The following is a 12,663-nucleotide window of genomic DNA, read 5'->3' on the forward strand; positions in this document are numbered from 1 at the left end:
GCAGTCTTCAGCCTTCACTGGTGCTTGTCAACGGGATTGCGTTGTCCTCCGTCCCTAGTGCCGCAGATCCCGGCTGCGGCGTCAGCCACGTTTACTCTGAAGCCGATATGCGGCTATGGTCGTGCCTTGGCGATAGGGTTATAGGTTCCTGTCGCTTCAAGGAGAGCATAGTGAGCTACGATTTCCATGTGGGCCAGAAGGTCGTCTGTATCGATGACAAGTTCAAGCATGTCAGCATCGACCAATTGATCCGCAAGGGCACGATCTACACGATCCGCTGGGTCGGCGAATATACGCATTATGTCGACGGCACCTTCATCGGCGTGAAGTTGGAGGAGATCCATCGCGGCAATGACGATGGCCCCGAGGGTTATGGCGCCGACGACATGCCCTATCGCGCCAGCCGCTTCCGTCCGCTGGTGAAGGACAAGATCGCCTCGCTCAGAAAGCTGCTGGCCCCGACGCCCGATGCGCCGGTCGAGCCGAAGGTCAAGGTCAAGAAGACGGAAAAGGTCTGACGGGCAGGGGATGAAACGGGCGGCAGCGAAATGCCCGCCGCCCTTGCTGGCTGTTTTGACGCAATTCCGGACGGAAAACCGCAGCGCACTTTTCCTGGAATTGCGCTAGGCTTGCCTTGCCCTTGCAAGCCCATGCTCGATCAGCCGGCCGACGAGCTCCGGATAGGAAATGCCCGAGGCGCCCATGGCCTTGGGATACATGCTGATATTGGTGAAGCCCGGCATGGTGTTGATTTCGTTGATGACGGTGCTGAAATCCGGCCGCACGAAGAAATCGACGCGCGCCAGCCCTTCGCACCCCAACGCCCGGAAGCCGTCTGCCGCCATGCGCCTCAGCGTCTCGGCCGTTTCAGTGGGGATATCCGCCGGAATGGTGATCACGGCGCCGTCCTGATCGATGTATTTCGCATCATAGGAATAGAAGCCATGCGTCTCTCCGGTGGCGATCTCGCCCGGCACGGAGACGAACAGCGTGCCATCGGGCTGCTCCAGCACGGCGCATTCGATTTCGCGGGCGCGAACGAATTCCTCGACGAGAACCTTGCGGTCATGCCGGAAGGCCTCGGCAAGCGCGCTTTCGAATTCCCCGGCATCATGCGCCTTGCTGACCCCGACCGACGACCCCTGGCGGGTGGGCTTGACGAAGACGGGCGAGCCGAGCGCGCTCACGATCGCATCGAAGCTCGGCGTCTCGCCGCGCACAACAGTGACGGAGCGCGCAACTGGCAGGCCCGCCTCGCGCAGCAGCCGCTTGGCGATATCCTTGTCGATCGCCGTTGCCGAACCCAATATGCCGCAGCCGACAAGGGGCACGCCGACGATCTGGGCAAGGCCCTGGATGGAGCCATCCTCGCCATAAAGCCCATGCAGCACCGGAAACAGCGCATCGATAGCAGGTATCTCCCGGCTGCCTGCGCCTTCCAGCGCCAGCAGCCGACCCTTCGCTCCCGGCAGCAGGCAGACCTCCGTGCCTTCATAGACAACCGCCTCGGCCAGCACGCCGCCCTCCGCCTCGACCAGCAGCCAGCGCCCGGCGCGATCGATCAGGATTGGCACGACCTCATATTTCCCGGCATCGATCGCCCTGATGACATTGCGGGCCGACATGATGGAAACATCATGCTCGCTGGATTGGCCACCAAACAGAACGGCGACGCGGAGTTTCGACATGAGGGCTGCTCTCCCGGGCAAGAAGGGTGTGACGGATGGGAGGGTTTAAACGGGGGATTGCAGCTAAATTGGGGAGGATGACCGCGAGCGGGAGGAATGGAATGCAGGGTGTGCCTGCGAAGTCTTTTCCTGGACCGGCGGTTATGTCGGTGTACACGGCGGCGGAAGCTGGCTCAAGGGTGATTTCAGCGTTCCCGGCGCCCGTGCGTCGGATAATTTCAACGGTGGCTTCGTCGGGGGCTTTGCTGGCTACAACTATCAGTTCAACAACAATGTCGTATTCGGTATCGACTGACATCGGCCGCAACTGGAACTCCAACAGCTACGACGTGCTTGGCACGAAGGTAAAGGTCGGCACGGATATCACCGGCGCGGTCCGCGGCCGCCTCGGCTATGCCTTCGACCGCACGCTCATCTATGCAACCGGCGGCTGGACAGCGACGCGCGGCTTCATCAAGATTCCAGGCGACAAGGAAAGCAAGACCTTCAACGGCTGGACCATCGGCGCCGGCGTTGACTACGCCTTCACCAACAACATCTTTGCCCGCCGAATACCGCTTCAACAGCTACTGCGACAAGGACGTGCTCGGCATCAAGGCCGACTTCGACCAGCACGTCGTCGGCGTCGGCATCGGCGTGAAGTTCTAAGGTTTAGTTTTTTAGCCGTCTGAAAGGCCTCGCTGGTGTTGTGCTGGCGGGGCTTTTCGTTTTGGGACAAGGGGTGGACTGGGGGGAGAGCATGTCGCCATAGAGGAACTGACGGAGCCCTCACACAGAACATGATGTCTCCGCGCGATCAGTATCAAGACCGCTTTCTGTTTCGAGCAAGTCTCGCACAATCAGTGGGGGATAAACTTGGGATCAACCCAAAGATTGTGCTTCAGGAACACGACGGATCATGGAAACTGACGGCAAGCGTGGCCCTATCGAGCCAAACCTTTTAGCGGTTGTAAGGCCCTCCGCGTCGAGAAATCTAATTGTCACTTTTAACGGCTACGGCTACGGCACAGCGCCGTTTACCCGACCTGACCTTCCTTTTGAGACGGCCCTGGCAGCTTATAAAAAGCTCCCTAGATACGACGCCCATTTGATTTGGTTCGCGGAAATTCAGAGAACTTGGTACCTTGGAGATCAAGAGGATATTGTTCGAAAAATTACAAACTACATACTGGATCACCAGATTGAACAGGTAAAACTGCTTGGTGGAAGCGCAGGTGGTTATGCCGCGTTTCGGACGGGGCTATTGGTCGATGAAGCCCTAAAAAAATCCCAGTGCAATACTGCCTTGCTTAGCTTCTCGTTCAATCCCCAGACGGGTTTCCGTCCTGAATTAATAGAACGGGTTAGAACTGCCGTATCTGGAACGCGGTTTTCTTCCGATTTTGGAACAAATCCAATCTTATTGAGCAACTCTAACTACGAACGCTACAAACATCAAAAGATAGATTTCTCAGAGTTTGTGTCGGAATATAAACCGAGAAATTTTGCGGCAGTAATACTTAGCGATTTACTCAATCCGATTGAAAAATCCTTCTGCGATGATGTTCCGAGCGTAGACTATATTATGTTGTTTCCCCATTATCTCGGTCTAGGGCATGCCGAGGGTGGCGAGAAAATATACCACGAGGGAAGATTATTTAGCTTCTTCGACGAAGCAATGCCGTTCCCGCGGCTGGAGAAAGAAAACGCTACAGAACTAAGGCTTCTCACTGAATGTGAAACTTCAAGGGTCTAATCTCGGCCCTTTTCCCCAAGTAGAGATATAAACTCGCGCTGAAGCCGGTTCCCAGTGTCACTCGAATCAATCAAGAGTTTTTGGAAGGGGTCAGGGAGTGCCTTGGTCCGCTCCGGGTCTGCGCCAGCGATGGATACGGCTGATCGCCAGCCAGCAACGTCAACGTTACGCTTGCTTTTTCAGGGTGGTCTTCGTGCGCTTTAGCAAAGTCGCGGTAATCTCTCCCGCGATACCCATGCCTGCTTTGATGTGAGCGACATGCGGCCACGCCGCAAATTAGACCACTGTACTTCGATCTCTGCCGCAGCCTTGGCGAACAGGATTCGCGCCTCGGCAGGGTCGCGGGTTCTCAGGCTGAATTTCTCCTCGGTCTTGCCGATAATGGATCATAGATGGTCAGGAACCTTCTTTCAGCCACCAGAAAGAGCCGTTCAAACAGAGCTGTTCCATTCCCAAAGCCATGGGTCAGTATACCGCTCAGGTGTGCCAAAAAGGTGGTCACAAAGCCCAGAGCTCAATAAATCAAAGATTTCCGGGGGAAAAGCTGGTGCTGCTAGAGAGATTTGAACTCTCGGCCTCTCCCTTACCAAGGGAGTGCTCTACCCCTGAGCTATAGCAGCATACCGTGGCGCGGTGGGTGCGCCGTATTGGGCGAGGCGGCTATTGCCATAGGTCGGGGCCGAGTGCAAGCCGCAATTTTCAACTTCGGTGAAAGATCGTGGGAAAAAATGTGTCGGTCTTTTGACGGGCGGGGTTTTCCGCTATGACGAAGAGATGGGTGCGGACAAGACGAAAATCGATGACGGCAAGGCTTTGCAGGCTGGTTTGACCGCCAGTGAGGCGGGCGAGCCTGTGGGCGGCAAGCAGATGACCGAGGCGGACAGGCGGCGTGAGCGTGCGGCGCTGAAGCTGCGCGAGAATCTGTCGCGCCGCAAACAGCAGGTGCGCGCCCGCCGTGCCGGGCAGGCTGACGAGACGGATGGGCTGCCGGCGGCAAAAGCTGGGGATGAGCCGGGCGCTGCCGCAAAAATGGACGAATCGCAATGATTGATGTCGCTCATCATCAAACGAATTGAAGCCTTAATCTATTTCGTCTAAAGAGCGCCTTTTCCCAGGCGGATGGAACTTCAGGAAAGGCGGGCCTCGCCCGTATTGCACATATGGATCGTATCAGGATTGTCGGCGGCAACGAGCTCAACGGTATCATTCCGATCTCCGGCGCCAAGAATGCCGCCCTGCCGCTGATGATCGCCTCGCTTTTGACCAGCGATACGCTGACGCTGGAGAACGTGCCGCATCTGGCCGATGTCGAGCTTCTGATGCGCATCCTCGGCAATCACGGCGTTGACGTTGCCGTCAACGGCCGGCGTGAGCGCCAGGAAGACGGTTATTCCCGCACCATCCATTTCACCTGCCGCACCATCGTCGATACGACAGCACCCTATGAGCTGGTCGCCAAGATGCGCGCCAGCTTCTGGGTCATCGGGCCGCTGCTTGCCCGCGAGGGACAGGCGCGCGTGTCGCTGCCGGGCGGCTGCGCCATCGGCACGCGTCCGGTCGATCTGTTCATCGAGGGCCTTCAGGCGCTGGGCGCCACCATGGAAATCGACGCCGGCTATATCAACGCCACGGCGCCCAAGGGCGGCCTCATCGGCGCGCGCTACGTCTTCCCGAAGGTTTCGGTCGGCGCGACGCATGTGATGATGATGGCGGCGACGCTTGCTCGCGGCACGACCGTCATCGGCAATGCCGCCCGCGAGCCCGAGATCGTCGATCTCGCCAACTGCCTGATCGCCATGGGCGCCAAGATTTCCGGCGCCGGCACCAGCACGATCACCATCGAGGGCGTCACCTCGCTTTCCGGCGCGCGCCACCGCGTCCTGCCTGATCGCATCGAGACCGGCACCTATGCCATGGCCGTCGCCATGGCCGGCGGCGATGTCCGCCTGGAAAATACCGATATGGCGCTGCTCGACACGGCGCTAGAAAGCCTGCGCCGCGCCGGCGCCGATATTTCGGCGACCAACAACGGCATCCGCGTCAAGCGCAATGGCGGCGGCATCCAGCCGGTCGATATCGTCACCGATCCCTTCCCCGGCTTCCCGACCGACCTGCAGGCGCAGTTCATGGCGCTGATGACGCGCTCGTCCGGTACCGCGCATATCACCGAAACCATCTTCGAAAACCGCTTCATGCATGTGCAGGAGCTCGCCCGCCTCGGCGCCAAGATCTCGCTTTCCGGCCAGACGGCCCGCATCGAGGGTGTCGAGCGTCTGAAGGGGGCGCCGGTCATGGCAACCGATCTTCGCGCCTCCGTATCGCTCGTCATCGCCGGCCTTGCCGCCGAGGGCGAAACGGTGGTGTCGCGCATCTATCATCTCGACCGCGGCTTCGAGCGGCTGGAAGACAAGCTGACGCGCTGCGGCGCGGTGGTCGAGCGCATCAGCGACTAAAATTATCTCTTGTCGTGCAGAGAGCGGGCGAGCCCCGCTTTCTTCGGTTGCGTCTTTTGCGCTCGCATCCTATGTCCACAGAAGGGAAACGTCTGTTACGGCGTTTCGATTGTGCGATCGGGGATAAAGGGCGAATGGGCGATCTGAAGCTAATGGCACTCGACAACGAAGATCTGGGCGTCATATCCGCGCATATGCAGGATAGCGTCTTCAAGGTCGGCGACATGTCCTTTGCGCCGACGCTCGGGCAGTTCTCGCTTGCGGCCAATCGTTTCGCCTGGGAACAATCGGGTGAGCGCAGGAAGCCCTATGAGCGCCATCGCGCCGCGCTGGTGTTCAAGCGGGTGCAGGCGGTGCGCTCCAATGGCGTTGACCGGCGTAATCGCGACGAGGTGCTGTCGCTGCTCGCCATCCGCTTCGAGCAGAAGGGCGAGGGGCCTGACGGCACGATCGAGCTGACGCTTGCTGGCAAGGCGACTATTGCGCTCGATGTCGAATGCATCGAGGTTCAGCTTGCCGATATCGGCGGCGCATGGGAAACCGCGCATAAGCCTCGCCATCCGGATGCGGGCGAATAGGCAGGCGATCGATGAATGCCGGCCGCTTAGGGCGGCCTCGATGAAAGAGGAATATCAGCGTTGGCTATCTGGCTGGATCAGGCATCGGAAGGGTTCGAGCAGCAGTTTGCCGCCTTTCTGACGACCAAAAGAGAAGTATCCGAGGATGTGAATGCCATCGTGCGAGGCATCATCGACGATGTGCGGACGCGCGGCGATACAGCCGTTGCTCACTATTCCAAAAAATTCGAAGGCATCGATTTCGCCACGACGCCCATGCGCGTCGCCGAAGCGGAGATCGATGCGGCGATCGCAGCCGTTCCGTCCGAGGTGCTGGGCGCGCTCAAGGTTGCCGCCACCCGCATCGAATCGCATCATCGCAGGCAATTGCCGAAGGACGATCTCTATGAGGACGATCTCGGCGTCGGCCTCGGCTCGCGCTGGACGGCGATCGAGGCCGTCGGCCTCTATGTGCCTGGTGGTACGGCGAGCTATCCGAGCTCCGTGCTGATGAATGCCGTGCCGGCCAAGGTCGCCGGCGTCGAGCGCGTCGTCATCACGGTGCCGACCATGGGCGGTACGATCAATCCGGCGGTACTCGCGGCCGCCCGCATGGCCGGCGTCGAGGAGATCTATCGCATCGGCGGCGCGCAGGCGATTGCAGCCCTTGCCTATGGCACGGAGACGATTGCGCCGGTCTACAAGATCACCGGCCCCGGCAATGCCTATGTGGCCGCCGCCAAGCGCCATGTTTTCGGCACCGTCGGCATCGACATGATCGCCGGCCCTTCGGAAGTGCTCGTCATCGCCGACAAGAACAACGATCCGGATTGGCTCGCCGCCGACCTCTTGGCGCAAGCCGAGCATGATGAGGGCGCGCAGTCGATCCTGATCACTGACGACGCCGAATTCGGCAAAGCCGTGGAGGGCGCCGTCGAGCGCCAGCTGAAGCGGCTGAGCCGGGCGCAGACGGCTGCTGCCAGCTGGCGTGATTTCGGCGCCATCATCCTTGTGCCCGATCTGAAGCAGGCCGTTCCGCTCGCCAACCGCATCGCCGCAGAGCATGTGGAACTCGCATTCGACGATCCCGACGCGCTGCTGGCCGGTATCCGCAATGCCGGCGCAATCTTCGTCGGCCGCCATACGCCCGAGGTGATCGGCGATTATGTCGGCGGCTCCAATCATGTGCTGCCGACGGCCCGTTCCGCCCGCTTCTCGTCCGGTCTTTCCGTGCTCGATTTCGTCAAGCGCACGTCGATCCTGCGGCTCGGGCCTGAGCAGCTACGCGCGCTCGGGCCGGCGGCGATCGCGCTTGCCAATTCCGAGGGGTTGGATGCACACGCGCGGTCCGTCGCGATCCGCCTCAATCTCGAGGGGTGAGACATGGCTGAAGGCGTCTTCCGGCTGAGCGACGTTGTCCTGGACGACACGATCGGCCGCTCGACGCCGGATGTCGAGCATGAGCGCGCCGTCGCCATCTTCGACCTGATCGAGGAAAACAGCTTCGAGCCTGTGGGACACAAGGGCGGCCCCTATCTGCTCAATCTGTCGTTGGTCGACCAGAAGCTGGTCTTCGATATCCGCACGGAAGATGGCGTCGTCGTTGCCACGCACATCCTGTCGCTGACACCATTCCGCCGCATCGTGAAGGATTACTTCATGATCTGCGAGAGCTATTACGAGGCGATACGGTCCTCCACGCCCAGTCGCATCGAGGCGATCGACATGGGCCGGCGCGGCATTCACAACGAAGGCTCCCGGACGCTGATGGACCGGCTGAACGGCAAGATCATCGTGGATTTCGACACAGCCCGCCGGCTCTTCACGCTCGTCTGCGTGCTCTATTGGCGCGGGTGATTGTCATGGAGCAGATGCAGGAGCAGAGGCAGGGGGGCGAGCACAGCGGCAAGGCGCCCGGCGCCATCCTCTTCATGTGCGGGCTCAATACCATCCGCTCGCCGATGGCCGAGGCGATGGCGCGCAATATGCTGCCGCAGGGCACCTATATCGCCTCGGCGGGCGTGCGTGCCGGCGAGCGCAATCCCTTCGTCGATGTGGTGCTTGATGAGATCGGCCTTTCGCTCGGGCGCCGGCAGCCGCAGACCCTGGAGGAGCTGGAGGATGATTTCTTCGATATCATCATCACGCTCTCGCCGGAGGCGCATCACGCCGCCCTGGAGTTGACCAGGGCCAATGCCGTGGACGTCATTTATTGGCCGACCATGGATCCCTCCGCGACGGACGGAACGCGCGAGCAGGTTCTCACTGCCTATCGTGAGGTTCGGGACTATCTTCTCGGGTTGATCGAAAGCCGACTTGTGGAACATCGCGGCTCGCTTTAGAGCTGCAGATGAAACAAATGCAGAAACCCTTATCAACGAGGTTCACAAAACCGCGGCGATTGTGTAGTTTCCGCGCAATTTCCGGCGACCCCCGGCTTTTTGCCATGGGCGCCGGCCTCAACCGACAGGAAAAGAAGCTTTAATGCCGAAAGAAGAAGTCCTCGAATTTCCCGGTGTCGTCACCGAACTCCTGCCGAACGCGACATTCCGCGTGAAGCTGGAAAACGAGCATGAGATCATCGCCCACACGGCAGGCCGCATGCGCAAGAACCGCATCCGCGTTCTCGCCGGCGACAAGGTGCTGGTGGAAATGACCCCCTATGACCTGACGAAGGGCCGCATCACCTACCGTTTCAAGTAGTCCGCCGCTCTAGATTCAAAGAAGTAGAGCATGATGTCGTCCGAAATCCCCTAACACTTTTCGGCATCATGCTCTGGAGCCGGTTCTCATCCCCGCATGACAGGTCGAGGTCTGATGGCGTTGAAACACAAGCTGATACTGGCTTCCGGATCGCCGCGCCGCGTTGAGCTCCTGCACCAGTCAGGCATCGAGCCTTCGCGTCTCATGCCCATGGACATCGACGAGACGCCAAAGAAGTCGGAGCATCCGCGCTCGCTGGCGCGGCGGCTTTCGGCTGAGAAGGGCGAGGCGGCGTTCGCGGCTGTGAAGGGCGACGTCGCCTGGCAGAGCAGCTATATTCTCTCTGCCGACACGGTCGTCGCCGTCGGCCGGCGCATCCTGCCGAAGGCGGAGTTCGTCGACGAAGCCTCTTCGGCCCTGCATCTTCTCTCCGGACGAGGCCATGTCGTCTATACCGGGATCTGCCTGATCACCCCGGACCGCAAGCTGCGTCAGAAAGTTGTGGAAACCAAGGTGCGCTTCAAGCGGCTTTCCAGCCGCGATATCGAAATGTATCTGGCGTCCGGCCAGTGGCGGGGCAAGGCCGGAGCCTATGGTATCCAGGGGCTTGCAGGCTCCTTTGTGCAGAAGCTGATCGGCTCCTACAGCAATGTCGTCGGATTGCCGCTTTATGAGACCATGCTTTTGCTGGCGGGTGAGGGATTCGACGTTCACGCCGGATGGCAGGAAGGATAGGAATCATGACGAAGGTTGGTGAGATCAAGGTGGGCTCGAAGATCGAGCCGCTGCGCAAGACACGCGCTTGCGCGGAATGCGGCCGTCCTTCGGTACGCGAACACTATCCCTTCTGTTCGGATCGCTGCCGTTCGCTCGATCTTTCGCGATGGCTCAATGGCTCCTACGCCATTCCCGTTACCGAGGAAGAGGAGAAAGCCGACGGCTCCGAGGGCGAGTAACTACCGCTTCCCGGCGTTGTTCGGCATTGCGAACCCCTTCATTTTGCTCGTGAATTGCCGAAACTCCATTTCCTGTCAAAAAAGAGTCATTTGCGGCTGGACATGGACGAACAAGATGCTATAACCCCGCTCGCTTCCGGGGTGAACCAACCGCCCAGGGCCTTTCGGGGCTCTTATCCATACGCGAAGCTCGGATGCCCAGATAGCTCAGTTGGTAGAGCAGCGGATTGAAAATCCGCGTGTCGCTGGTTCGATTCCGGCTCTGGGCACCATCTTTTCTCCAAAATTATGCTGATATTGTCGGGTTGACGCTGGTCTCGCTCGATTCCTCAAGGCCGGGCTTCCCGCATGGGAAAGCTGGTCAAGTTGTCTTTTCGAGGGTGTACATCCCTTGATGGGGTATCGTTGATTGCAACAACTTAAGGGCGTTCTTCATTAATTCGGTGCATGGTCCCTTCAACATGTTGATGACATTTGCAATCAAGCGTACGAATTATTGTACGGATCACCTATTGATTCGAAGCGACTCTTACCGCACCTTAGATAATAGCGGGATAAGTGATCTCGTTAGGTCCGGCGTTTATTGCAATAGCAAGCTATCGAGGCGCCATGTCAAATAACGATGTGCTATTCAACACGTTCGCCCGTTCTTTCGAAGCACGGCGCGAAGTCGAGATGTCATTCTCCGAATACCTGGATGCGTGCCGGGATGATCCGCTCATGTACGCAAATGCGTCGGAGCGCCTGCTGGCCGCGATGGGAGAACCACTGCTGATCGATACGGCCAAGGACACCAGACTTGGGCGTATTTTCATGAACCGGACAATCCGGACCTATCCCGCCTTTGCCGGCTTTTTCGGCATGGAGGAGACGATCGAACGCATCGTCGCCTTCTTCCGTCATGCGGCGCAGGGGCTGGAAGAGCGTAAACAGATCGTCTATCTGCTCGGGCCTGTCGGCGGAGGCAAATCCTCACTTGCCGAGCGGCTGAAGTCGCTGATGGAAGTGCATCCGATTTATGTGCTCAAGGCTGGCAACGAGCTGAGCCCGGTCTTCGAAAGCCCGCTCAGCCTCTTCGACCCCGTCACCATGGGGCCGATGATCGAGGAGCGCTACGGCATTCCGCGCCGCCGCCTGACCGGCCTCATGAGTCCATGGTGCCTGAAGCGGCTGGAAGAGTTCGAAGGCGATATTTCCCGCTTCCGCGTCGTCCGGATGCAGCCCTCCAGGCTGCGACAAATTGCCGTCGCCAAGACCGAACCGGGCGACGAGAACAACCAGGATATCTCCTCGCTGGTCGGCAAGGTGGATATCCGCAAGCTCGAAAGCCTGGCGCAGAACGATCCCGACGCCTACAGCTATTCGGGTGCGCTGAACCGCGCCAACCAGGGCATTCTCGAATTCGTCGAAATGTTCAAGGCGCCGATCAAGATGCTGCATCCGCTGCTGACGGCGACCCAGGAAGGCAATTACATCGGCACCGAGAATATCGGCGCCATTCCCTTCTCCGGTATCATTCTTGCGCATTCGAACGAGTCGGAATGGCAGACCTTCAAGGCCAACAAGAACAATGAGGCGTTCATCGACCGCATCTGCGTGGTCAAGGTGCCTTATTGCCTGCGGGTCACCGAAGAACAGAAGATCTACGAGAAGCTGATCGAGGAATCCGAGCTCAGCGACGCGCCCTGCGCGCCGTCGACTTTGGAGACGCTCGCCCGCTTCACGGTTCTGACGCGGCTTTCCAAGCACGAGAATTCGACTGCCTTCTCCAAGCTTCGGGTTTATGACGGCGAGAGCCTGAAGGAGACCGATCCGAGAGCGCGCAGCGTGCAGGAATATCGCGATTCGGCCGGAGTCGACGAAGGCATGGACGGGGCTTCGACCCGCTTCGCCTTCAAGGTGCTGGCGGCGACCTTCAACTACGACACCACCGAGATCGGCGCCGATCCGGTGCACCTGATGTATATGCTGGAGCAGTCGATCCGCAGGGAGCAGCTGCCGCTTGAAACCGAGAAGCTCTATATCGAGTTCATCAAGAGCGAACTCGGGCCGCGGTACGCGGAATTCATCGGGCATGAGATCCAGAAGGCCTATTTGGAGTCCTATTCGGATTACGGACAGAACCTCTTTGATCGCTACGTCGACTACGCCGACGCCTGGATCGAGGATGTCGACTTCAAGGATCCCGATACAGGTCAGCTTCTGGACCGCGAGCTTCTCAATCAGGAACTCACCAAGATCGAGAAACCGGCCGGTATCGCCAACCCGAAGGATTTCCGCAACGAGATCGTCAAGTTCTGCCTGAGGGCACGGGCGAGCCACGGAGGCAAGAATCCGTCCTGGACGAGCTACGAGAAAATCCGTGAAGTCATCGAAAAGCGGATGTTCTCCCAGGTCGAGGATCTTTTGCCTGTTATCTCGTTCGGGTCCAAGAAGGACGGCGACTCCGAAAAGAAACATGCCGAATTCGTCGATCGCATGATGGCCCGGGGCTATACCGAGCGCCAGGTTCGACGGCTTGTGGAATGGTACATGCGTGTGAAACAGGCGGGATGAGCCACCAAGGAAGAA

General features: G+C 59.3%; 15 protein-coding genes and 2 tRNA genes. 14 read left to right on the top strand and 3 right to left on the bottom strand.

The features are described 5' to 3' along the window. The first annotated feature begins 170 nt into the window (after positions 1-170). On the top strand, positions 171-518 hold the full coding sequence (locus JTP94_RS25760; RefSeq protein ID WP_204853262.1) for a CAP-Gly domain protein: 348 nt from the start codon (positions 171-173) through the stop codon (positions 516-518). Positions 519-623: 105 nt separating this feature from the next. Here JTP94_RS25760 and JTP94_RS25765 read toward each other — a convergent pair whose 3' ends face one another. Further along, a complete protein-coding gene (locus tag JTP94_RS25765) occupies positions 624-1,688 on the bottom strand; it encodes a D-alanine--D-alanine ligase family protein (RefSeq protein ID WP_204853263.1) in 1,065 nt (354 codons plus the stop codon). Between the two features lie 101 nt (positions 1,689-1,789). Between JTP94_RS25765 and JTP94_RS25770 the strand changes: the two genes are divergently transcribed. Both JTP94_RS25770 and JTP94_RS25775 read left to right on the top strand, forming a co-directional pair. Next, positions 1,790-2,359 (top strand): outer membrane protein, encoded by a 570-nt coding sequence (locus tag JTP94_RS25770; protein WP_246755344.1) that lies wholly within the window; start codon positions 1,790-1,792, stop codon positions 2,357-2,359. Between the two features lie 227 nt (positions 2,360-2,586). After that, complete coding sequence (locus JTP94_RS25775; protein WP_204853264.1) at positions 2,587-3,423, top strand: hypothetical protein; 837 nt, start codon at positions 2,587-2,589, stop codon at positions 3,421-3,423. 200 nt (positions 3,424-3,623) lie between these two features. On the opposite strand, the gene JTP94_RS36085 is transcribed toward JTP94_RS25775, so the two are convergent. Together JTP94_RS36085 and JTP94_RS25780 are read right to left on the bottom strand one after the other, a co-directional pair. After that, positions 3,624-3,806: a DUF6538 domain-containing protein gene (locus JTP94_RS36085; RefSeq protein WP_409456634.1), complete on the bottom strand. Its 183-nt coding sequence runs from the start codon at positions 3,804-3,806 to the stop codon at positions 3,624-3,626. 162 nt (positions 3,807-3,968) lie between these two features. After that, positions 3,969-4,043, bottom strand: a tRNA-Thr gene (locus tag JTP94_RS25780). Positions 4,044-4,197: 154 nt separating this feature from the next. On the opposite strand from JTP94_RS25780, the gene JTP94_RS25785 reads away from it, so the two are divergent. The 11 genes from JTP94_RS25785 to JTP94_RS25835 all read left to right on the top strand — a co-directional run bounded on the left by JTP94_RS25785 (position 4,198) and on the right by JTP94_RS25835 (position 12,648). Then, the gene (locus JTP94_RS25785) at positions 4,198-4,470 is read left to right on the top strand and encodes a hypothetical protein (RefSeq protein ID WP_246755353.1); all 273 of its coding nucleotides are present in this window, start codon (positions 4,198-4,200) and stop codon (positions 4,468-4,470) included. Between the two features lie 113 nt (positions 4,471-4,583). Then, positions 4,584-5,876 carry a UDP-N-acetylglucosamine 1-carboxyvinyltransferase gene (gene murA / locus JTP94_RS25790; RefSeq protein ID WP_204853265.1) on the top strand — a complete coding sequence of 431 codons (1,293 nt, stop codon included), beginning with the start codon at positions 4,584-4,586 and terminating at the stop codon, positions 5,874-5,876. A gap of 134 nt (positions 5,877-6,010) precedes the next feature. Continuing rightward, a complete protein-coding gene (locus tag JTP94_RS25795; RefSeq protein ID WP_204853266.1) occupies positions 6,011-6,454 on the top strand; it encodes a DUF2948 family protein in 444 nt (147 codons plus the stop codon). A gap of 60 nt (positions 6,455-6,514) precedes the next feature. Next, positions 6,515-7,813 carry a histidinol dehydrogenase gene (gene hisD, locus JTP94_RS25800; RefSeq protein WP_204853267.1) on the top strand — a complete coding sequence of 433 codons (1,299 nt, stop codon included), beginning with the start codon at positions 6,515-6,517 and terminating at the stop codon, positions 7,811-7,813. Between the two features lie 3 nt (positions 7,814-7,816). Further along, the gene (locus JTP94_RS25805) at positions 7,817-8,290 is read left to right on the top strand and encodes a UPF0262 family protein (protein ID WP_204853268.1); all 474 of its coding nucleotides are present in this window, start codon (positions 7,817-7,819) and stop codon (positions 8,288-8,290) included. A 14-nt stretch (positions 8,291-8,304) separates the two neighbouring features. Continuing rightward, positions 8,305-8,775 (top strand): low molecular weight phosphatase family protein, encoded by a 471-nt coding sequence (locus JTP94_RS25810; RefSeq protein WP_204853391.1) that lies wholly within the window; start codon positions 8,305-8,307, stop codon positions 8,773-8,775. A 142-nt stretch (positions 8,776-8,917) separates the two neighbouring features. Continuing rightward, positions 8,918-9,136 (top strand): translation initiation factor IF-1, encoded by a 219-nt coding sequence (gene infA / locus JTP94_RS25815; protein WP_004117876.1) that lies wholly within the window; start codon positions 8,918-8,920, stop codon positions 9,134-9,136. Positions 9,137-9,250: 114 nt separating this feature from the next. Further along, on the top strand, positions 9,251-9,871 hold the full coding sequence (locus JTP94_RS25820; protein WP_204853269.1) for a Maf-like protein: 621 nt from the start codon (positions 9,251-9,253) through the stop codon (positions 9,869-9,871). A gap of 5 nt (positions 9,872-9,876) precedes the next feature. Then, the gene (gene yacG / locus JTP94_RS25825; RefSeq protein WP_204853270.1) at positions 9,877-10,092 is read left to right on the top strand and encodes a DNA gyrase inhibitor YacG; all 216 of its coding nucleotides are present in this window, start codon (positions 9,877-9,879) and stop codon (positions 10,090-10,092) included. A 196-nt stretch (positions 10,093-10,288) separates the two neighbouring features. Further along, positions 10,289-10,364: transfer RNA gene (locus tag JTP94_RS25830), tRNA-Phe, on the top strand. 337 nt (positions 10,365-10,701) lie between these two features. After that, complete coding sequence (locus JTP94_RS25835) at positions 10,702-12,648, top strand: PrkA family serine protein kinase (protein ID WP_204853271.1); 1,947 nt, start codon at positions 10,702-10,704, stop codon at positions 12,646-12,648. Positions 12,649-12,663: the final 15 nt, after the last annotated feature.

Origin of the sequence: Martinezella lusitana (assembly GCF_016901135.1) — a bacterium.
Taxonomy (GTDB): domain Bacteria; phylum Pseudomonadota; class Alphaproteobacteria; order Rhizobiales; family Rhizobiaceae; genus Rhizobium; species Rhizobium lusitanum_D.

Excerpts from the sequence above, each read along its gene's own strand:
- JTP94_RS25765 (WP_204853263.1), bottom strand. The coding sequence starts at position 1,688 with ATGTCGAAACTCCGCGTCGCCGTTCTGTTTGGTGGCCAATCCAGCGAG.
- infA (WP_004117876.1), top strand. The coding sequence starts at position 8,918 with ATGCCGAAAGAAGAAGTCCTCGAATTTCCCGGTGTCGTCACCGAACTC.
- JTP94_RS25805 (WP_204853268.1), top strand. The coding sequence starts at position 7,817 with ATGGCTGAAGGCGTCTTCCGGCTGAGCGACGTTGTCCTGGACGACACG.
- JTP94_RS25775 (WP_204853264.1), top strand. The coding sequence starts at position 2,587 with ATGGAAACTGACGGCAAGCGTGGCCCTATCGAGCCAAACCTTTTAGCG.
- JTP94_RS25820 (WP_204853269.1), top strand. The coding sequence starts at position 9,251 with ATGGCGTTGAAACACAAGCTGATACTGGCTTCCGGATCGCCGCGCCGC.
- yacG (WP_204853270.1), top strand. The coding sequence starts at position 9,877 with ATGACGAAGGTTGGTGAGATCAAGGTGGGCTCGAAGATCGAGCCGCTG.
- JTP94_RS25785 (WP_246755353.1), top strand. The coding sequence starts at position 4,198 with ATGGGTGCGGACAAGACGAAAATCGATGACGGCAAGGCTTTGCAGGCT.
- JTP94_RS25835 (WP_204853271.1), top strand. The coding sequence starts at position 10,702 with ATGTCAAATAACGATGTGCTATTCAACACGTTCGCCCGTTCTTTCGAA.
- JTP94_RS25810 (WP_204853391.1), top strand. The coding sequence starts at position 8,305 with ATGCAGGAGCAGAGGCAGGGGGGCGAGCACAGCGGCAAGGCGCCCGGC.
- JTP94_RS25770 (WP_246755344.1), top strand. The coding sequence starts at position 1,790 with ATGCAGGGTGTGCCTGCGAAGTCTTTTCCTGGACCGGCGGTTATGTCG.
- JTP94_RS25795 (WP_204853266.1), top strand. The coding sequence starts at position 6,011 with ATGGGCGATCTGAAGCTAATGGCACTCGACAACGAAGATCTGGGCGTC.
- murA (WP_204853265.1), top strand. The coding sequence starts at position 4,584 with ATGGATCGTATCAGGATTGTCGGCGGCAACGAGCTCAACGGTATCATT.